The 19,984-nt window shown below is 39.0% G+C and carries 15 protein-coding genes, 11 tRNA genes and 1 pseudogene; 23 read left to right on the forward strand and 4 right to left on the reverse strand.

Annotated elements, in window-relative coordinates; all coding sequences use genetic code 11:
- Window positions 1-81: 81 nt before the first annotated feature.
- The 6 genes from nudC (at window position 82) to I6F40_RS08645 (ending at window position 5,437) form a co-directional block, all read left to right on the forward strand.
- Window positions 82-1,002 (forward strand): NAD(+) diphosphatase, encoded by a 921-nt coding sequence (nudC, locus tag I6F40_RS08620; protein ID WP_166379013.1) that lies wholly within the window; start codon window positions 82-84, stop codon window positions 1,000-1,002.
- Between the two features lie 9 nt (window positions 1,003-1,011).
- Window positions 1,012-2,193 carry a cystathionine beta-lyase gene (locus I6F40_RS08625; protein ID WP_166378991.1) on the forward strand — a complete coding sequence of 394 codons (1,182 nt, stop codon included), beginning with the start codon at window positions 1,012-1,014 and terminating at the stop codon, window positions 2,191-2,193.
- Between the two features lie 143 nt (window positions 2,194-2,336).
- Window positions 2,337-3,164, forward strand: a complete 828-nt coding sequence (locus I6F40_RS08630) for an ABC transporter permease (protein WP_165740937.1) — start codon at window positions 2,337-2,339, stop codon at window positions 3,162-3,164.
- Window positions 3,161-4,069, forward strand: a complete 909-nt coding sequence (locus I6F40_RS08635) for an ABC transporter ATP-binding protein (RefSeq protein WP_166378993.1) — start codon at window positions 3,161-3,163, stop codon at window positions 4,067-4,069. Before I6F40_RS08630 ends, I6F40_RS08635 begins: the two co-directional genes overlap by 4 nt.
- Window positions 4,069-4,443, forward strand: a complete 375-nt coding sequence (locus tag I6F40_RS08640) for a PH domain-containing protein (protein ID WP_166378995.1) — start codon at window positions 4,069-4,071, stop codon at window positions 4,441-4,443. The genes I6F40_RS08635 and I6F40_RS08640 overlap by 1 nt, the downstream gene beginning before the upstream one ends.
- Window positions 4,444-4,642: 199 nt before the next feature.
- Window positions 4,643-5,437 carry a putative porin gene (locus tag I6F40_RS08645; RefSeq protein ID WP_166378997.1) on the forward strand — a complete coding sequence of 265 codons (795 nt, stop codon included), beginning with the start codon at window positions 4,643-4,645 and terminating at the stop codon, window positions 5,435-5,437.
- Between the two features lie 87 nt (window positions 5,438-5,524).
- On the opposite strand, the pseudogene I6F40_RS08650 reads toward I6F40_RS08645, so the two are convergent.
- Window positions 5,525-5,745: pseudogene (locus tag I6F40_RS08650) on the reverse strand (M2 family metallopeptidase); the annotation flags it as partial.
- A 469-nt stretch (window positions 5,746-6,214) separates the two neighbouring features.
- On the opposite strand from I6F40_RS08650, the gene I6F40_RS08655 reads away from it, so the two are divergent.
- Both I6F40_RS08655 and I6F40_RS08660 read left to right on the forward strand, forming a co-directional pair.
- Window positions 6,215-7,018 (forward strand): putative porin, encoded by an 804-nt coding sequence (locus I6F40_RS08655; protein WP_166378999.1) that lies wholly within the window; start codon window positions 6,215-6,217, stop codon window positions 7,016-7,018.
- A gap of 328 nt (window positions 7,019-7,346) precedes the next feature.
- Entirely contained in the window at window positions 7,347-9,623 is a 2,277-nt protein-coding gene (locus I6F40_RS08660; protein WP_166379001.1) for an acyl-CoA dehydrogenase, read from the forward strand.
- A 77-nt stretch (window positions 9,624-9,700) separates the two neighbouring features.
- Here the strand turns inward: I6F40_RS08660 and I6F40_RS08665 are convergent, their stop codons facing one another.
- Window positions 9,701-10,135 (reverse strand): hypothetical protein, encoded by a 435-nt coding sequence (locus tag I6F40_RS08665; protein ID WP_166379003.1) that lies wholly within the window; start codon window positions 10,133-10,135, stop codon window positions 9,701-9,703.
- A gap of 152 nt (window positions 10,136-10,287) precedes the next feature.
- Window positions 10,288-11,256 (reverse strand): cysteine synthase A, encoded by a 969-nt coding sequence (gene cysK, locus I6F40_RS08670; RefSeq protein ID WP_002963138.1) that lies wholly within the window; start codon window positions 11,254-11,256, stop codon window positions 10,288-10,290.
- A 362-nt stretch (window positions 11,257-11,618) separates the two neighbouring features.
- On the opposite strand from cysK, the gene I6F40_RS08675 reads away from it, so the two are divergent.
- The 15 genes from I6F40_RS08675 to I6F40_RS08745 all read left to right on the forward strand — a co-directional run bounded on the left by I6F40_RS08675 (window position 11,619) and on the right by I6F40_RS08745 (window position 17,420).
- Window positions 11,619-12,770 carry a dicarboxylate/amino acid:cation symporter gene (locus I6F40_RS08675; RefSeq protein WP_007587010.1) on the forward strand — a complete coding sequence of 384 codons (1,152 nt, stop codon included), beginning with the start codon at window positions 11,619-11,621 and terminating at the stop codon, window positions 12,768-12,770.
- 108 nt (window positions 12,771-12,878) lie between these two features.
- Window positions 12,879-13,529 (forward strand): UvrY/SirA/GacA family response regulator transcription factor, encoded by a 651-nt coding sequence (uvrY, locus tag I6F40_RS08680; protein WP_002963136.1) that lies wholly within the window; start codon window positions 12,879-12,881, stop codon window positions 13,527-13,529.
- Window positions 13,530-13,538: 9 nt separating this feature from the next.
- On the forward strand, window positions 13,539-15,362 hold the full coding sequence (uvrC, locus tag I6F40_RS08685) for an excinuclease ABC subunit UvrC (RefSeq protein WP_197192762.1): 1,824 nt from the start codon (window positions 13,539-13,541) through the stop codon (window positions 15,360-15,362).
- A 42-nt stretch (window positions 15,363-15,404) separates the two neighbouring features.
- Entirely contained in the window at window positions 15,405-15,950 is a 546-nt protein-coding gene (pgsA, locus tag I6F40_RS08690) for a CDP-diacylglycerol--glycerol-3-phosphate 3-phosphatidyltransferase (RefSeq protein WP_032827134.1), read from the forward strand.
- Window positions 15,951-16,162: 212 nt separating this feature from the next.
- Window positions 16,163-16,238: transfer RNA gene (locus tag I6F40_RS08695), tRNA-Gly, on the forward strand.
- Between the two features lie 32 nt (window positions 16,239-16,270).
- Window positions 16,271-16,344 (forward strand) — tRNA-Cys (locus I6F40_RS08700).
- Between the two features lie 37 nt (window positions 16,345-16,381).
- Window positions 16,382-16,468 (forward strand) — tRNA-Leu (locus I6F40_RS08705).
- Between the two features lie 64 nt (window positions 16,469-16,532).
- Window positions 16,533-16,608 (forward strand) — tRNA-Gly (locus I6F40_RS08710).
- Between the two features lie 39 nt (window positions 16,609-16,647).
- Window positions 16,648-16,734, forward strand: a tRNA-Leu gene (locus tag I6F40_RS08715).
- Between the two features lie 49 nt (window positions 16,735-16,783).
- Window positions 16,784-16,859, forward strand: a tRNA-Gly gene (locus tag I6F40_RS08720).
- A 19-nt stretch (window positions 16,860-16,878) separates the two neighbouring features.
- Window positions 16,879-16,952, forward strand: a tRNA-Cys gene (locus I6F40_RS08725).
- Window positions 16,953-16,990: 38 nt separating this feature from the next.
- Window positions 16,991-17,077: transfer RNA gene (locus tag I6F40_RS08730), tRNA-Leu, on the forward strand.
- Window positions 17,078-17,126: 49 nt separating this feature from the next.
- Window positions 17,127-17,202 (forward strand) — tRNA-Gly (locus I6F40_RS08735).
- Window positions 17,203-17,221: 19 nt separating this feature from the next.
- A tRNA-Cys gene (locus I6F40_RS08740) sits at window positions 17,222-17,295 on the forward strand.
- A 38-nt stretch (window positions 17,296-17,333) separates the two neighbouring features.
- A tRNA-Leu gene (locus tag I6F40_RS08745) sits at window positions 17,334-17,420 on the forward strand.
- A gap of 926 nt (window positions 17,421-18,346) precedes the next feature.
- Here I6F40_RS08745 and I6F40_RS08750 read toward each other — a convergent pair.
- Window positions 18,347-19,762 (reverse strand): alanine/glycine:cation symporter family protein, encoded by a 1,416-nt coding sequence (locus I6F40_RS08750; RefSeq protein ID WP_197192763.1) that lies wholly within the window; start codon window positions 19,760-19,762, stop codon window positions 18,347-18,349.
- Between the last annotated feature and the right edge of the window lie 222 nt (window positions 19,763-19,984).

Raw genomic sequence — 19,984 nt, forward strand, 5'->3', positions numbered from 1 at the left:
GCTTTTTTTATTACTGTAATCAATTGGGTTTGCTAAATGATTATGGTAATTTTAAAGCATAACGAGTTACCAAGGACTTACATGCTTCATTACAGCAACATGCCACTAGATAGAGGCTCAAATTTTCGTAAAGACCCATCGTGGCTTAAAGCGCATATGTCGGCGCAAAGTAAATGGGTTTTAGTTAAAAATAATCAAACCCTATTTATTAAAGATACCCCTAAAGTAAGCTATTTAACGTATCAACAAGTGGCACATTTAGATTTAACGAGTGCTATTTTTGTTGGTTTAAACAATGCTAAACATGGTGTGTTTGCATTGGATGTATCGGATCTGGATGAAAGCGTACTTTCGCCTTTAATAGAGGGCGCTCAGTTTTTTGATATTCGCCAATATGGGCCTCAAGTAACCATTAAATATGCCTCAATAGCGGCGCTTGCGAGAGGTTTATGTTATTGGCATGCCACGCATCGTTTTTGTGGGCGCTGTGGTAGTAAAAACCGTTCAGTGGAAGCTGGGCATTCTAGAGTGTGTGAAAACGAAAACTGTAAGCATCCTACATTCCCGCGTACCGATCCTGCGGTAATTATGGTGGTTACTAAAGTCTTTGCTGACGGAGTAGAACGCTGTTTATTAGGTCGCCAAGCTGCGTGGCCCACTGGTATGTATTCGTCGCTTGCTGGATTTGTAGACCCAGGGGAGACACTGGAACAAGCTGTTGCGCGTGAAGTTAAAGAAGAGGCAGGCATAGAGGTTGAAAATGTACGTTATGTTGCATCTCAGCCATGGCCGTTCCCATCGTCAATTATGCTTGGTTTTTTTGCACAGGCGACATCTGAGGAAATTAATGTAGATAAAGAAGAGCTAGACGATGCAAAATGGTTTAGCCGTGAAGACTTAGAGCAATTTGGTAATTGGCACGAAGAAGGCGAGCATTTAAAGCTGCCTAGAACCGACTCTATCTCTCGTTATTTAATTGAGCATTGGCGCACAAACCCTTAAGGATTAACAATGTCGAGTAAAAGTAATAAAAACACTCAGCTGGTATCATCAGGGCGCAAAAAAGCGTACACACACGGCGTAGTAAACCCCGTTGTACAGCGTGCATCTACCATTGTATTTGATACTGTAGCCGATTTAAAAGAAGCGGCTAAAACCCGTGGTGATAAAACGTTATTTTATGGGCGCCGGGGCACAACAACACACTTTGCACTACAAGAAGCGATTACAGAACTTGAAGGCGGCGAAGGCTGTGCACTATACCCTTGTGGCGCGGCGGCGATTAGCCAAGTATTTTTATCGTTTTTAAAAACCGGTGATCATATTTTAATGGTTGATAACGTGTACGAACCAACTCGCGATTTTTGCGATAAAATTTTAGTGGGACTGGGCATTACAACAACCTACTACCCGCCAACCATTGGCGCAGGTATTAAAGACTACATTCAGCCAAATACCAAAGTGTTGTTTTTAGAATCCCCAGGTTCTATTACGATGGAAGTGCAAGATGTGCCTGCTATGGTAAAAGTAGCCAATGGGCACAACGTAATGACCATACTTGATAATACCTACGGCAACGGTTTGCATTATCGCCCGTTAGAGCACGGTGTTGATATTAGTATTCAAGCTGCAACAAAGTATATTGTTGGCCATTCAGACGTGATGATGGGGGTGGCTGTTGCTAATAAAAAGTATTGGCCAACCTTGCGCGAAAACTCATACTTACTAGGGCAATGTACCAGTGCCGATGATGCGTATTTAGCACTTAGAGGCCTGCGTACAATGGGTGTGCGTTTAAATCAACATGAAAAAGCAGCAATAGAAGTAGCTAAATGGCTTGAGCAACATGAGCTTGTTGATCATATTCGACACCCTGCATTTGAAAGCTGCCCAGGGCATGAGTTCTTTAAACGTGATTTTGATGGCAGTAATGGGTTGTTTTCATTTGTGATGAAAACCGGCAATCAAACAGCGATTGATGCATTTTTAGATAGCCTTGAGCATATTAAAATGGGCTTTTCGTGGGGCGGTTTTGAAAGTTTAGTAACAGCTAATTTAACTATGAAAGGGCTGCGTTCAAATACAGGTTGGGATTTAGGGCCGGTTATTCGCCTGCATATTGGCCTTGAAGATGTTGAAGATTTAATTAGCGATTTAAGCCAAGCACTTGAGGTTTATAAGCAGCATTTATAATTTATATCGCAATTTATGCTGTTACATTTAAACGTATTGTTACAAAGCTCGCCATTGGTGGGCTTTTTTTTGCTGGTAATTCAAGGTGTTTACACTTAGTGTGGATAAATACACAGAAAATAAAAAGTCATTAAGGATAGTCAATGGCAACACCATTACCGATAAACGTAGGGCGATTAACGCAAATAGCGGGATTTGAGCTTGTACGTATGTTTTTAACTAAACGTGGACTTATTGCATTAGCTGCCTTTGCATTGGTGTGGCTAATAATACTGCGCTACCCAATAGGGCAGGCAGTAGGCATTGTAAGTGCGCCCGATTTTGAGCAAATAGCCCGTGATATATCAGGTTCTATTGGTTTAAGTAAATTATTGGATTGGCCTGAGGCCGAATTTGCTATGTACTGGTTAATAGCCCTGTATAGCTTTCCCGTTTTTGGTTTGTTTATTTGTAGCGACCAAACGGTAGGCGATAGAGAGCGCGGCACACTAAGGTTTTTATCACTGCGCTCCACTCGCTTTGAAATACTATTTGGTCGTTTTTTAGGGCAATTAGCGGTATTAGCGTGTTTGGTAGGTATAACGCTTGTGGCCACGCTTGCTGTACTAGGGTTTAGAGATCCAAGTTTACTGGCTGGTGGTTTTGCTCGTGCGCTTTCTATATTTTTAATATTGGTTGTTACTTTATGTCCATTTGTAGCACTTATGACGTTAATAAATACCTTTGCTCGCTCATCGCGTTTATCTATTGTATTGGCAATTTTATACTTTGCAGCAGGCGGTATTGTAGTTGGTATATTGCAATGGCAAATACCCGCATTAGGCTTGCTTGATTATTTATTTCCGGGTGTGCAAATAGAGTTATTAGCGGGGCAAAATTTACCATTATTAAGCGCTGTGGCTATTCCCCTTGTGCAAACTGCGGTGTTACTAAGCGTTGCTCAACGTATTTTTGCAAGGAGCTCACTATGAGACCATTAATTACAGCCAGCGGTTTGAGTAAATCGTATGGTGCAAAACTTGCGCTTAATAATGTGGACTTTGAGATTAATAAAGGTGCGCCAGTGGCGCTTGTTGGGCCAAATGGTGCGGGTAAAACCACCTTATTTAGTTTGTTGTGCGGCTATATAGCGCCAAGTAAAGGCAGCCTTGAAATATTAGGGCATAAGCCAGGGAGCGCTGCTTTATTTAATAAAGTAAGTGCATTACCACAAGATGCACAACTTGACCCTCGTTTTAATATAGATAAGCAACTCGCTTTTTATGCAAAACTGCAAGGTATGGGTGCTAAGCAAAGCCAAACTGAGGCGCTACGTGTACTTGATTTAGTTGGCTTAAAAGAAATTGCAAAGCAGCGTGCGGGGGATTTATCGCACGGTATGCGCAAGCGCGTTACGATAGCGCAAGCACTTATTGGCGCACCACAAATTGTAATGCTTGATGAAGCAACCGCAGGGCTTGATCCGATTCATGCCAGAGAAGTACGTGAGCTAGTATCTGAATTAAGTGAGCAGGCTACATTTATTTTAAGCTCTCACGATTTAACTGAGCTTGAGCGACTATGCTCACAGGTACTTCATTTAGATAAAGGCGTACTAAGCGAACATCAAACAAAAACAAATAATACCGATAAACACTTTTATACATTAATGCTAAGCGAAGCTTATCAAAATGTTGAGCAACAGCTTCAAGCAATTGCAGGGGTGAGCCGCGTGTATATGAGCCAGCATAAAGAATATGTTGTTGAGTATCAGCCAACGAGCGATTCACTTGATATTGCACTACTGAATTTTTGTCATCAACAACACTGGCAGTACAGGCAGTTAGTTAATGGACATACATTAGAGAACCAAATATTTAAACAGGAGAAAGTATAATGGGTTTACTTAGCGGACTTATGGGTAATGCAAGCGAAGTTGACGATTCTGATTTAGAGAAAGTACTCGCCAATACATTAATTGACGGCGAACAAGTAGAAAAGGCATATAAAGTAGTACGTGATATGTTTATTTTTACTAATAAGCGCTTAATCTTAATTGATAAGCAAGGTATGACCGGCTCTAAAATGGAAATGGTGAGTATTGCTTACTCTAAAATTACCAAGTTTAGTAAAGAAAGTGCAGGCCATTTTGACTTAGATGCCGAGCTAAAAATATGGGTTGGCTCAGATCCAACACCAATTAGTAAAGAGTTTAAGTCTGGCGATAATATTAACGATGTTTACCGTATTATTAGCCAACACGCGCTTTAATACGGTACATGTTTTAAGTAGTTGTTGACTAGATGTTGCAACTACTTTAATTTTACAGTTTACAACACTTCCTTACAATTAACTTAATAAATACAACTGGTTAGTTAAGTTTTCATTCAGTTTCCTAACGTTAGCATGTGCCTCGACTTTAGCAATACAGCTAGAGCATAAAAAGCAATGTACATAGGGAAGTCTTACAATGAAAAAATTAGCAGTTATTATTTCGAGCATTTTATTATCTAGCACTGCGGCTGCTGCAGACAGCTATAATTCAATTAGTAACCTAAGCTATAAAAATAGCGATAACAACGACACCGTTGCTGTCGATTCTATTTACTACTTATCTCCTAAAAAAACTTTAGGTCCGTACGATCAGTTTGAATACATCAATAAACAAACTAACGTATATGGTGGCTACGCAGATGACGATTTTGGCGATTTAACATCAGTTGGTGGTGAATACTTCATTAATGAATTTGTTGTTGGCGCATCTTACGAGAATACAGACCTAGATTCAGGCTCTAACCGTGAGCTTTATAAACTGACGGGTGGTTACTTTTTCAACCCAGATTTACTTGCAAAAGTAACACTAGTTGAAAACAAAGACGGCGATGATTTTGCATTATTTGATTTAGCTTACAACTACATGCTAAACAGCACAGATTACGTAGGTGTTACACTTACATCAGACGACGATTTTGATTACCGTGCAGTAGCTGCTAAATACTTTATTGATTTACAGCAAGGTAACTACCTTACTTTTGAAGGTAAATACGAAAGCATTGATGATGCCCAAAACCAATGGGTAGCAGAAACTAACTACTACTTCTCAAAAGCAACATCTGTATTTGCTAACTACAACAAGCAAGATACTTATAGCTTTGGTGCTCAACACTTCATCAATAAAAATATTGGTGTAAAGGTGGGTTACGAAAACAACGCTGATGATTCTGATAACGATGCGTACTTTGCTAACATGCGTTTTCAGTTTTAATTAAGTCCTGTACTTAGTTAATACAAGAGTAATATTAAAAAGCCCGCTAAATTTAGCGGGCTTTGTCGTTTTTATATAAATACATTATCACCAACCGCAGTTACGGCCTTCGTTTTGCTTATCTAAATATGTTTGTAATGGTACAGAGTAATCAAGCATTGCTGTTGCATCCGTTTGCGGTTTGCCTGTTACAGTTTCAAGCGCTCCTTGCCAAGGACGAGACAAGCCCATTTCAAGCATGGCGTTTAGCTTATCCCCGCTTATTTTGAGTTATAAATTGCGCAGCGACGAATAGCTTTATCGTTACCAAAGTCATTTTTTAGTTATAAAGTAGTAATTTATGTGGTTACTTTTACTGATAAATAATGGTTATTATGAAGAAATAGATAAAAATACGCACTGAAACAAACCTGTTTGTTACTATAAATTCAGAAATAATAAATAAAAAAGAGTAATTTTTTTGAAAAATTAGAAAAAATATAGTGAAATAAAATAATATTGATGAGGTTTATCGAATAATTAAGTTGTATTCAATTTAGCGGCAACTTATACCGTATTTTTTACTTTTTTAACTTAAGTAGTGACATGCTACTGTTCAGTATATTTAAGAGATACTTTATAGTTACATTTACATTCAAATATTTACAATTAAATCACTTCACTTAGGTCGCAATATGACCTCTCATTCAGTTTTTGTTCATTTTTTTGAAGTTAGGATGCGCCCCAACTTTAGCTAGACAGCTTAAGCATAAAAGTAATATTCACAGGGAATTAAGAATGAAAAAATTAGCCGTTATCATTTCGAGCATTTTATTATCAAGCGCTGCAAGCACTGCAATGGCTGCAGACAGCTATAATTCAATAAGTAATTTAGGTTACCAATTTACAGACAGTAATAATGATGACCAGTTTAGTATCGATTCTACTTATTATTTCTCTCCTAAAAAGACATTAGGTCCTTACGACCAGTTTGAGTACATCAATAAGCAAACTAATGTTTTTGGTTCGTACACAGATAACGACGCAAGCGATGTAACATCGGTTGGCGGCGAATATTTTTATAAAGATGTTGTTCTTGGTGCTTCTTACGAAAACAGTGACTTTGGTTCAAATGATGAATCTTATGCGTTTACAGCTGGTTACTTTTTCAACCCAGATTTACTTGCAAAAGCAAAATTTGTTGAAAATGATGACGGCGAAGACTACGCGTTATTCTCTTTAGCATATAATTACATGCTTAATGGTACTGACTATGTTGGTGTAACTGTTGAGTCTGATGATGATTTTGATTACCGCTCAGTAGCAGCTAAGTACTTTGTTGATTTACAAGAAGGTAACTTTTTAACAGTTGAAGGTACATTCGAAAGTATCTCTGAAGCTGACGATCAGTGGAACTTAGAAACAAATTACTACTTCAGCAAGGCAACATCAGTATTTGCTTCTTACGATAAAGAAGATGCTTATACTTTTGGTGCTCAACACTTCTTTAACCAAAACCTTGGTTTAAAAGTAGGTTACGGTAACAATGCTGATGACTCTGACAACGATGCTTACTTTGCTAACATGCGTTATCAGTTTTAATTAGAGAATATACCTTCTCTAATTAATACAAAAATATAGTTTAATGCCCGCTTATTTAAGCGGGCTTTTTGTTGTTTGCTGCAAAATGAATAGTGAAAATGGGCTATGAGCAAAGCAGCACCTTACCTTTAATAATGCATATTTATGTAATTTTGATGCCGAAGCTAAGTTTTTATTAGCTCGAAAAAGAGTAAAGCTAGGTGATCAACAGTACCTAATTTAAAAATAAAATATTGAGGCGTTTTAGTCATCTTGCAATGATTGTATTTAAATTAAGATGGGTCATAATTAAGTTACTATTTTCATTCAATGTGTAAGGAATGTGCGCATGTTAATATTTATAATATTGCTGGTCGTGGTGGTGGTTATTTTTGCGGTTAAAGATATTCGCCTAAACTTGATTAGTCGTCCTACGTTTAAAATGTTCAAAAAGGTGCTTCCGCCATTATCGCAAACAGAGCGAGAGGCGATGGAAGCAGGTGATGTTTGGTGGGATGGTGAGTTATTTAGTGGTAACCCAGACTGGCAAAAACTGCACCGCTTTCCTAAGCCAGAGCTTAGCGATAAAGAAAACGCATTTATGGCTAACCAAGTAGAAACCTTATTGGCGATGCTTGATGATTATCAAATTGTACAAAAAGACAAAGACTTACCAAAAGAAGTGTGGGATTACCTAAAAACAGAAGGTTTTTTTGCGCTGATCATTCCTGAAAAATTTGGCGGTCGTGAGTTCTCGGCAATTGCTAATTCAACGATAGTGTCAAAAATTTCGACTAAAAGCTTAACAGCCGCAGTCACTGTTATGGTGCCTAATAGCTTAGGTCCGGGCGAGTTACTTCTTCACTATGGTACGAAAGAGCAGCAAGATCGTTGGCTGCCAAGTTTAGCTAATGGTACAGATGTTCCTTGTTTTGCATTAACGGGACCAGAGGCGGGCTCTGATGCTGGCAGTATTCCTGATTCAGGTGTGGTGTGTATGGGTGAGCACAATGGTGAGCAAGTAATGGGCCTGCGTTTAAATTGGTCAAAGCGTTACATTACACTTGCACCCGTGGCTACTGTACTCGGCTTAGCATTTAAAATGTATGATCCAGACGCTTTATTAGGTGATAAAAAAGAGCTAGGCATTACATGTGCTCTAATACCAACCGACCATCCGGGTGTTGAAACGGGTGAGCGTCATTATCCGCTTAATATGGCCTTCATGAATGGTACCACTTACGGTAAAGATGTATTTATACCACTGGACTGGATCATTGGTGGCCAAGAGTGTGCAGGGCGTGGCTGGAGAATGCTTGTTGAGTGTTTAAGTGCAGGGCGTGGTATATCACTACCAGCATTGAGTGCAGCAACTGGGCATTTAGCTTCAAAAATGACATCGGCATACGCCATGGTACGCCAGCAGTTTGGTGTATCTATAGGGCAGTTTGAAGGTGTGCAAGAGGCACTTGCACGTATTGGTGGTTTAACTTACACACTTGAGTCGTGCCGATTAATGACCGCAGGTGCGATTGATTTAAAATTAAGCCCGTCGGTTGTAACCGCGATTGCTAAATACCATATGACTGAAATGGGTCGTACGGTAATGAATGATGCAATGGATATTCATTCAGGTAAAGGAATTCAAGTAGGGCCTAATAACTATTTGGCGCATGGCTATATGGGTATTCCAGTATCAATTACGGTTGAAGGCGCGAATATTTTAACGCGTAACTTAATGATATTTGGCCAAGGTGCAACACGCTGTCATCCATTTGTTTTAAAAGAAATGGAAGCCGCTGCAATGGAAGATGACGACGCAGCACTTGAACAATTTGATGGTTTATTAATGAACCATATAATATTTGCAGCAAGTAATGCAGGCATGGCATTTGTGCACGGCTTAACACGTAGTTATTTTGCTAAAGCGCCTGTAAGTGGTGAAACGGCTGTTTATTATAAGCAACTGAGCAGAATGAGCCGAGGCTTAGCTATTTGCACAGACGTGGCTATGTTAATGCTTGGCGGTGAGCTTAAACGAAAAGAAATGATATCGGCACGTTTGGGTGATGTATTAAGTCATTTGTACTTAGCATCAACTGTTTTAAAACGTTATGAAGACGAAGGGCGCCAACAAGCTGATTTACCATTTGTAAAATATGCTATTGAGAACTCATTATTTGAAATTGGCCAAGCGTTTAATGGCTTCTTTAAAAACTTTTCAAATCCGGTTGTTGATTTTACCCTTAAACGTATCGTATTCCCGCTTGGAAATCATTACCACAGACCAAGTGATGAAATAGCACAAAGTATTTGTGAGCGAATGACTCAACCGGGTGTATTTAGAAACCGCTTAACGCATTTATGTTATGTAGATGAAAATGCAGGTACAGGGGTCATGGAAAGCGCATTTTTAGCTATGCATGATATGCAAGCGCAGTTTAAAGATCTAAAACAATGGCAGCGTAAGGGCAGTGTGCCTGCAACGCTTGATATTGAAGGCGCTATAAGTTATGCACTTGAGAATAAGTTGTTAGAGCAAACGGATGCTGATGCAATGCATCACGCTAATAAGTTACGAAAGAAAGCCATTGCAGTTGATAACTTTCAACCAGGTGAGCTGTAGCGCAGTACTTTAAATACTAACTCAAGCGTGATCAAAAAGGCCTTACAAATGTAAGGCCTATTTATGTTTTATTTATTTTAACGAGCGTAGGGATCGGCGATTATTTTATCTATGTACCATTTCCCCTTTTTGCGGACCATTTCAACGCTACGGAAATTATCTACCTTATTGCCATTTAAATAGCCGGTAAAAATAAGGTTTATTTTAGCATTATCTCCGTATTGCTCACGAACACTCATGTTTGTCCTATCGACTTCCATAATTACTTCATCATATTGCATATTTACTAAGTTTCGCGAAAATTGCTTTGCAGTACCGTAAGATTTCATTATACGAGTAAGGTGCGGTGTTGCCATGGTGCTGGCTTTTTGAAGGTCCTGTTGGTTATAAAGCGCATCAAAATATGCTGTGGCAGTGTCACCTGGAGTTGCACTATCTGATTTTGTAATATCACCACAACCAAATATAAATAAACTGGTTACTATAGCTATCAAAGTTATTAATTTTTTCATCTTACCTTCATCATTATTATTATTTAGATTAAGCAAATTGTGTGTTTAAAAAATGAATATGTAAAGAGTAAGATAAGAATTAGTTACTTATATTAAGTTAGGCTAATAAAAAAGGATGCATAGGCATCCTCATTTATTATTAGCTTTAGAGGTTATTGTACTAACTCTTGCTCACTAAATTCTTCATCAAACATTGGGCTTGATAAGTAACGCTCAGTTGCACTAGGTAGGATAACAACAATATTTTTATCTGCGTTTTCAGGTTTTTCAGCAATTCGCTTAGCTGCAACAACCGCAGCACCTGACGAAATACCGACTAAAATACCTTCTTTTTTCATTAACTGATGCGCCATTGCAATTGCGTCTTCGTTAGATACAAGCTCGGCACCATCAATTAAGTCCATATCTAAGTTGCCAGGGATAAAGCCTGCACCAATGCCTTGGATTTTATGAGGGCCAGGTTTAATTTCTTCACCGGCAAGCGTTTGGCTAATAACAGGAGAGTTAGTTGGCTCAACAGCAATAGACTTAACGTTTAAACCTTTTTCTGTTTTAAGGTAGCGGCTAACACCTGTAATAGTACCACCAGTACCTACACCTGCTACAAAAAAGTCTACTTTGCCGTCAAGCGCATCGTAAATTTCAGGGCCTGTTGTTTCAAAGTGAATTTTTGGGTTTGCAGGGTTTTCGAATTGTTGTAATAAAATATACTTATCAGGTGCTGTTGCTTGAATTTCTTTTGCTTTTTCAATTGCGCCATTCATACCTTTAGCACCGTCGGTAAGTACTAGATTCGCACCTAATGCTTTTAATAGCTTGCGACGTTCTAGGCTCATGGTGTTTGGCATAGTAAGCGTTAACTTGTAACCACGTGCTGCTGCAACAAATGCAAGTGCAATACCGGTGTTCCCCGATGTTGGTTCTATAAGTTCTTTACCTTCAACAAGCTGACCTGACTTTTCAGCTTCCCAAATCATCGATGCACCAATGCGGCATTTGATACTAAAGCTTGGATTACGAGATTCAACTTTAGCGTATACATTCCCACCTGTAACACGGTTAAGTTTTACCAGCGGTGTATTACCGATGCTTAGTGAGTTATCTTCAAAAATAGTAGACATAATGTTCCTTTGGATGCAATCTGATCAACGTGTTAATAGCCTTTGCTACTAACTATATAAATACACTTTACTGTGAGTTTAAAAAAACTAAAGTAAAGTTTGGCTATAACATATATCTATTGGGCTTATAACTAGCCGAAATAAAAATCAATTATTAACGGTGCTTTAGTTATTATAGGTGCGGGCTTAATTTGAAATTTAAAGAGTAAAAACTCGTTTAGTCAAAAAATGTTCGAAAGAGCATTGGATCAAGCTGTATTTGTTCGTTATTTGTGCATATGAATGTAACTTGAATAGTTTTATCACACAATGCGTCTAAAACATGATAAAAACACGTATCTAAATTCAATTAAGCAATCACAATGAAGTTAATCTTAAAATTAATTGCCGGTATTGTGGCCGGTATCTTAGTCGGACTATATGTACCTATAACTGGTGTTGAACTTTTATTTACAGTAAAAGAGCTGATTGGTCAAATTATCTCCTTTACCATCCCTCTTATCATTTTATTTTTTATTGCATCGGGTATTGCTGGCCTACCAAAAGGGTCTGGTCACTTACTTGGTAAAACAGTAGGGTTTGCTTACAGCTCTACCATTATTGCAGGTACGCTTGCATTTTTATTAGTAAGTGCTGTTATCCCTTTTTTAAGTGGTGGCATAACATTTGAAGCAGAAGTTGCTACTGAAATAGGTAGTTTTATTGATTTAGAAATTCCACCTCTGATGGGTGTAATGACCGCATTAGTGACTGCTTTTGTATTTGGTATAGGCATGAGCCAACTAGAACTTGATACGCTTAAAAAGGTGTCTGATCAGGGTCGTGATGTAGTGGACGGGTTATTATCAAAAGTAATTATCCCTGCTTTACCATTTTACATTGCTGGCGTATTTGCCGAAATGACGGTGGCAGGCACTGTGGTAGATACGTTGCAAACATTTGGTGTAGTACTAATTGCAGCGCTTGTTATGCATTGGTTATGGTTAAGCGTTTTATATATAGCGACAGGTATATTGTTAAAACGTAATCCAATCGAATTAGTTAAAAATATGCTACCAGCTTACTTTACAGCGTTAGGTACTATGTCAAGTGCAGCAACGATTCCAGTATCGCTTCAATCAAGTAAAGCAAATAACGTTAAAGAAGATGTAGCTAACTTTACAGTGCCACTTTGCGCGACTATTCACTTATCTGGCTCAACTATCACTATAGTAACCTGTGCAATGGCTGTTATGTTTTTATCGCCAAGCATGGAAGTTCCTTCATTAATGGGTATGCTACCGTTTATTATGATGTTAGGTGTAGTAATGATTGCAGCACCGGGTGCGCCAGGTGGTGCAGTCATGTCGGCGCTTGGTTTATTAACAAGCATGCTTGGGTTTAATGAAGGTGCTGTTGCATTAATGATTGCACTTTATTTAGCACAAGATAGCTTTGGTACTGCGTGTAATGTAACGGGTGATGGTATCATTGCGTTATGGGTTGACAGATTTAGCGAAAAATCGTCATCTTAAACTATTAGAGCGAGGCAATAATATTAATTATTGTTTCGCTTTATGTATGTTACTGTGGCAAATTAATTTAATTAAATTGCATGTTGTTAGGTAAGTGAGGATGTTCCATTGATTAATGTACTTTTAGTTGATGACCATGAACTTGTACGAACAGGAATCAAGCGTATTCTTGATGACGTACGAGGGTTTAAAGTAATTGGCGAAGCTAAAACTGGCGAAGAGGCTGTACAGTTTTGTCGTCAGCATGCGCCAAACATAGTATTAATGGATATGAATATGCCAGGCATGGGCGGATTAGAAGCGACTAAAAAGATTTGTCGTTACTGCCCAGATGTAAAAATTATTGTGCTTACTGTTAATTGTGAAGACCCGTTTCCGAGCAAGGTAATGCAAATTGGTGCACATGGCTTTTTAACTAAAGGTGCAGGCTCTGACGAAATGGTTCGTGCCATTCGTTGTGTTCATGCTGGTCAGCGTTACATTGCACCTGAAATTGCACAGCAGATAGCGCTTGCACAAGTGACAGGCCGCACAGATGAAAACCCTTTTCAGAGTTTATCTGAGCGCGAACTGCAAATTATGCTTATGATCACCAAAGGTGAAAAAGCACAAAATATAGCTGAACGCTTAAATTTAAGCTCTAAAACAGTAAATAGCTATCGTTACCGTATGTTTGAAAAGTTAAATGTAGGTGGTGATGTTGAGCTTACCCATTTAGCTATTCGTCATAAAATGATTGATATAGACGTTTCGTACTAACTATAATTTATGTCTGAATTCGATCACGTACATTTTCTCAAAACGCTATCAAGTGAGCCGGGCGTATACCGCATGCTTGATAGTGATAACCAAGTTATTTATGTTGGTAAAGCAAAGCATCTAAAAAAGCGTGTGAGCAGTTACTTTAGAAGTAACATTACCGATAGCAAAACACGCGTTTTAGTGAGTAATATTTGTAACATTGAAGTCACCCTCACCAATACTGAAACCGAAGCGCTGCTGCTTGAAAATAATCTAATAAAAAAATATCAGCCTCGGTACAACATATTATTACGCGACGATAAGTCGTACCCCTATATTTTACTCACTAGCCATAAACACCCTCGTTTAGCATTTCATCGTGGCAGTCGTAAAATTAAAGGTGAGTACTTTGGGCCTTTCCCAAGCGCAGGAGCTGTATCTGAAAGCTTGCGCTTAATGCAAAAAATATTTCCTGTTCGTCAATGTGAAGATGCTTATTACCGCGCAAGAAGTCGCCCGTGTCTGCAATATCAACTTAAACGTTGCTCAGCTCCATGTGTAAATAAAGTAACTGATGATGATTACAGTGAGCAAGTTGACTATGTTCGTAAATTTTTAACGGGTAAATCTCACGAAGTTATTGCTGATTTAATAAAAAAAATGGAAGCAGCCAGCCTGCAATTAAACTTTGAATTAGCGGCAAAAGTTCGCGACCAAATAATGCTACTTCGTAAAATGCAGGAGCAACAGTCTATTTCTGGTAACTTTGCAGAAATGGATGTTGTCGGTTTTGCGCATTTAAACGGGTTAAACGGCATTCATTTATTAATGATCCGCGATCATAAAGTACTGGGTAGTAAAACCTATTTTCCAAAAGTACCTAAAGATTCGAGTGAGCAAGAAATATTGACTTCATTTTTAGGACAGTATTATTTAGCGCCAGGGGCAACAGGGCGTATTGCAAAAGAAATCATATTACCGTTTGAAATAGAAGAGAGCGGGGCACTCGGCGAAGCGCTTACACAAATAAGTGAGCGCAAAGTAATCCTTAAAGTGGTCACTCGTGGTGAGCGTGCGCAATACTTACAACTGGCCAATAAAAATGCATTAAACAGTATTGCGGTTAAACAAAGTACCCAAGACTCTATTAATAAACGTTATGCACAATTAAAAGCAACACTGCGACTTGACGATATTACCCGAATGGAGTGTTTTGATATAAGCCACACCATGGGGGAGAACACCGTTGCAAGTTGTGTTGTATTTGACTCACAAGGCCCAAATATAAAAGAGTATAGGCGCTACAACGTAACAGGTATTACAGGTGGCGATGATTATGCTGCAATGGAATTTGCACTTAACAAGCGCTATAACAAGTTAGTAGACGAAGACAAAATTCCAGACGTTATCTTTATTGATGGCGGTAAGGGGCAGTTAGGACGCGCTGAGCAGTACTTTTCTAATTGGCCGCACACTAAAATGCCTTTATTAGTCGGTGTTGCAAAAGGAACGAGTCGTAAACCCGGTCTTGAAACACTATTGATTGATGGTGGACGCAAAACCATTCCGATGGATTCAGATGCGCCTGCGCTTCATTTGATTCAGCATATACGTGATGAGTCTCACCGTTTTGCTATTGCAGGGCATCGTAATAAACGACAAAAACAACGTACACAATCACTACTAGAAGAAATAAATGGAGTAGGTTCTAAGCGTCGCCAAACATTATTAAAATATTTAGGGGGCATGCAGGGTGTAAAAGCTGCTAATATAGAACAGTTAAAGAAAGTTCCTGGGATCAGCCCTGACATGGCTGAGAAGATATTTAACCATTTGCATGACAAGGGCTAGCCCTACATGCGAATATAGCAAAAAAGACATATCCAAGTAGTTATGTGGAATATTCCAAACACACTCACAACATTTAGACTTTTTCTTATCCCCGTTTTTTTGGTGATATTTTATTTGCCTTATAGCTGGGCTTTTTTTGCTGCCGCCTTTATTTTTTGGCTTGCATCGATCACCGATATATTAGACGGTTATTTGGCAAGAAAGCTTGAGCAATCAACTCCTTTTGGTGCTTTTTTAGATCCTGTTGCTGACAAAGTAATGGTATGTGCTGCACTTGTAGCGTTATCTGATCAGTACCAGTCAATGTACATGACAATACCTGCTCTTATTATAATAAGCCGTGAAATTATCATATCTGCACTTCGTGAATGGATGGCAGAGCAGGGTAAGCGTGGTAATGTAGCTGTATCAAATATGGGTAAAATAAAGACGGCTGCACAAATGTTAGCCATTATCGGTTTGATTTGGCAATATGATACGTGGATGAACTATTTAAGTTTTGGACTACTGTATATTGCGACCTTTTTAACCTTGAGTTCTATGATGCAATATTTACGTGCAGCATGGGGTGAATTGACTAAAAATTAACTCTAAATGTATAATAACGCACCGTTTTAGATAAAAAACAAGCAAACAGTTCAAAACTAGCATTTTTTGTATTGACGCGTTTAATAATCTCTGTAGAATGCGTCCGTGTTGAGAGGGCATAGCCCCCGAGATAAACAAAACGGTAATTAATCAGTTACCTGAATGTTCACATAAATCATCATGTGTTAATTCAAATAACTGATAAATAAAATGCGGTACTAGCTCAGTTGGTAGAGCGCGACCTTGCCAAGGTCGAGGTCACGAGTTCGAGCCTCGTGTACCGCTCCAAGTTTATCTCAAGGTTATTACTCCAGTATTGGGGCGGAATGGCAGAGTGGCCATGCACCGGATTGCAAATCCGTTTACCTCGGTTCGACTCCGGGTTCCGCCTCCATTTCAACACTCCACACGCTTTAATTAGCAAACTCGATGCCCGAGTGGTGGAATTGGTAGACACAAGGGATTTAAAATCCCTCGACTAACAAGTCGTGCCGGTTCAAGTCCGGCCTCGGGCACCACTTTGTGGTTTAATTACATTACCAAGTGTAATTTATAAAATGGTTAATTTAGAATTAATATGATGCGGTACTAGCTCAGTTGGTAGAGCGCGACCTTGCCAAGGTCGAGGTCACGAGTTCGAGCCTCGTGTACCGCTCCATATTAGTTTTATCCACTTGCTTTTAATAGCAAACTCGATGCCCGAGTGGTGGAATTGGTAGACACAAGGGATTTAAAATCCCTCGACTAACAAGTCGTGCCGGTTCAAGTCCGGCCTCGGGCACCACTTTAAATTATTTTACCAAGATGATTTGAAGTTGATAAAACAGTATTTTGCGGTACTAGCTCAGTTGGTAGAGCGCGACCTTGCCAAGGTCGAGGTCACGAGTTCGAGCCTCGTGTACCGCTCCAAATTATTTGGATACATTTAGGCGGAATGGCAGAGTGGCCATGCACCGGATTGCAAATCCGTTTACCTCGGTTCGACTCCGGGTTCCGCCTCCATATAATTTACTCCACACGCTTTAATTAGCAAACTCGATGCCCGAGTGGTGGAATTGGTAGACACAAGGGATTTAAAATCCCTCGACTAACAAGTCGTGCCGGTTCAAGTCCGGCCTCGGGCACCACTTTAAATTATTTTACCAAGATGATTTGAAGTTGATAAAACAGTATTTTGCGGTACTAGCTCAGTTGGTAGAGCGCGACCTTGCCAAGGTCGAGGTCACGAGTTCGAGCCTCGTGTACCGCTCCAAATTATTTGGATACATTTAGGCGGAATGGCAGAGTGGCCATGCACCGGATTGCAAATCCGTTTACCTCGGTTCGACTCCGGGTTCCGCCTCCATATAATTTACTCCACACGCTTTAATTAGCAAACTCGATGCCCGAGTGGTGGAATTGGTAGACACAAGGGATTTAAAATCCCTCGACTAACAAGTCGTGCCGGTTCAAGTCCGGCCTCGGGCACCATCTCTCTATTAAGCGCTCTGCTTAAAAAATATCTAATAAATCTTCTAATATCTATAAAATATCCAGTAAAAATCCTGATTTATCATTTTTATGTTTTCTATGATTTATATTATCTTGATATGCACTATTTTATGCATGGTCTACCCAATAATAGCGTTGTGTGGTAGTTCATTAAGAGTTTGTATATCTATCGTATTAAAGATATATATGAGTAAGCATAATGTAATATTTCCAAACCCAATCCTATAGCGCCTCAAATAAACCAGCCATGCAATCCTTAGCGACACACAGTACTTTATGCTAATGAATACACTTTGAACTGAACTAAGCGTCATAGACTTATGATAACAACCAGTAAAGTAGGCCATTAGCTTTAAAAAATTCAAAACAGTAAAGCAATCTACACCTCGAGAGCAAATAACCTTGAAAGCAAAGTTCAAACACCTATGTGCTGGTAGCATAAAGTAATACCAATCTGCTTATATATGGGGTCTATTTAAGGTTAAGAAAATTACGCTAGATTTAGGCAAAAATTTTTGTATCTAGTGTTCTAAATAAAAATTTTTAACGACGTTATAGTGCAATTTAATTCGTTAAATTGCTCATAGATTTATGCAGGTTGGTATAGTTGTCGAATTGGTTGCTAACACATGCTCATTGGAAGTTAAAAATCGCGGGTAAGAGTAAGTCTAGAGTTATGGTGAGAACTTCAAATAGGTAAACAATAAAGTGCTTATACAAAATGCAGAGCTATGGGCATTAAACATCTGTTTTTGTAGGTTGTCTTATCTAGGCTGATAATCAGATAATGTCTATACAGTTCTTATCGTCCGTAACAGCTTTTACTTATAAATGATCGAGTGCTATGTGTCAGGACTTTTTATTTTTAGAACTAAAAAAGCGAGCCGTAGCTCGCTGTTTATTGTTTATTTCCAGGCCTCGGGATCGACCTCTTTAGCAAGTTTAGGATGCTTACTTTTGTCAAAGGTGGGTATTAAGCCCTTTTTGCGTTGTTCGTTGTAATCTTTAGAGAGCCATACAACAACACCTGAAAGCATAAATAGCGCTATAACGTTTACAATGGCCATTAAACCCATTGATATATCTGCCAGCGTCCAAATTAAACCAAGCTCACCAACAGCACCAAACATCACCATACCTAGAACAACCAGTCTAAAGATAAACATCCCTTTATTAGAGTTGCGTCCTAAAAACATTAAATTTGTTTCAGCGTAAGAGTAATTAGCCACAATAGAAGTAAAAGCAAAAAAGAGTATAGCAATGGCAATAAAGTAAGTACCCCAGTCACCAACATGTTCTTGTAACGCCGCTTGTGTAAGTTCAATCCCCATAACACCAGATTCAGGTACTAATTGCTGCGATAACAGAATAAGAGAAGCAGTCGCTGTACAAATAACAATAGTATCAATAAATACACCTAGCATTTGCACATAACCTTGTGATGCTGGGTGAGGAGGGTAAGGCGTTGCAGTTGCAGCGGCATTAGCTGCACTACCCATACCAGCTTCGTTTGAAAACAAACCACGCTTTATACCTTGGATCATCGCTTGCGTAACACCATAACCAATTGCACCTGCGCCGGCTTGTTCAATACCAAAAGCACTTTTTACTATAAGTACAATTACATCAGGTAATGCAGTGAAGTTAATAGCGCATACGTAAAGGGCAACTAATAAGTAAGCTAATGCCATAAACGGCACAACCATTTCGGCAAAACGAGAAATCGTTTTCAATCCACCAAAAATAATAATACCAGAGCCGATAACCAAGCAAATGCCTACTATATACTTAGGTACATCAAACGCTACTTCAAATGCTGCAGCAATAGAGTTTGACTGTACTGCGTTAAATACTAAACCAAAGGCTAAAATTAAACATAACGAGAATAAAATCCCCATCCAACGTTTGCCTAAACCGTTTTGCATGTAATAAGCAGGGCCACCTCTAAAATTACCATCTGCATCTTTTGTTTTATAAGCCTGAGCTAAAGTACTCTCGGCAAAACTTGTAGCCATACCTATTAATGCAATAAGCCACATCCAGAAAATAGCACCTGGACCACCTAAATATAAAGCAACAGCAACACCAGCCATATTACCAGTACCGACACGAGCTGCTAATGAAGTACAAAAAGCCTGAAAGGATGAAATTTCGTTATCGGCACATTTACGAGAACCAAACATAACTTTGAACATATGTGGGAATTGTACAAATTGAATAAAGCCTAGTCGAAAAGTAAAGAAGAGGCCCGCTGCTATTAATAAGTAGACGAGAACTTGCCCCCATAGAAGGGCACTTATACTATTTATTATGTCTGTCATGGATACTGCCTAAATACATGAGTTAAAAAAGTGACCGCAACTTATCACATCAGGATAAAAGTGTTTAGTTTTAAAGTTCAAAAACAGAGTTATCAACAGGGTTTTGTGGGTAACTTGTGCTTATCATGTGTGCTTGCTTGGGGCTTAATTTTAATTACTATTTTATGCAAATAACGCTTGCGTAAAATCCGCCGCTCCCTATAATGCGACCCCACTGAGACG

Origin of the sequence: Pseudoalteromonas sp. SWXJ133 (assembly GCF_015864365.1) — a bacterium.
GTDB classification, from domain to species: Bacteria; Pseudomonadota; Gammaproteobacteria; order Enterobacterales; family Alteromonadaceae; genus Pseudoalteromonas; species Pseudoalteromonas arctica.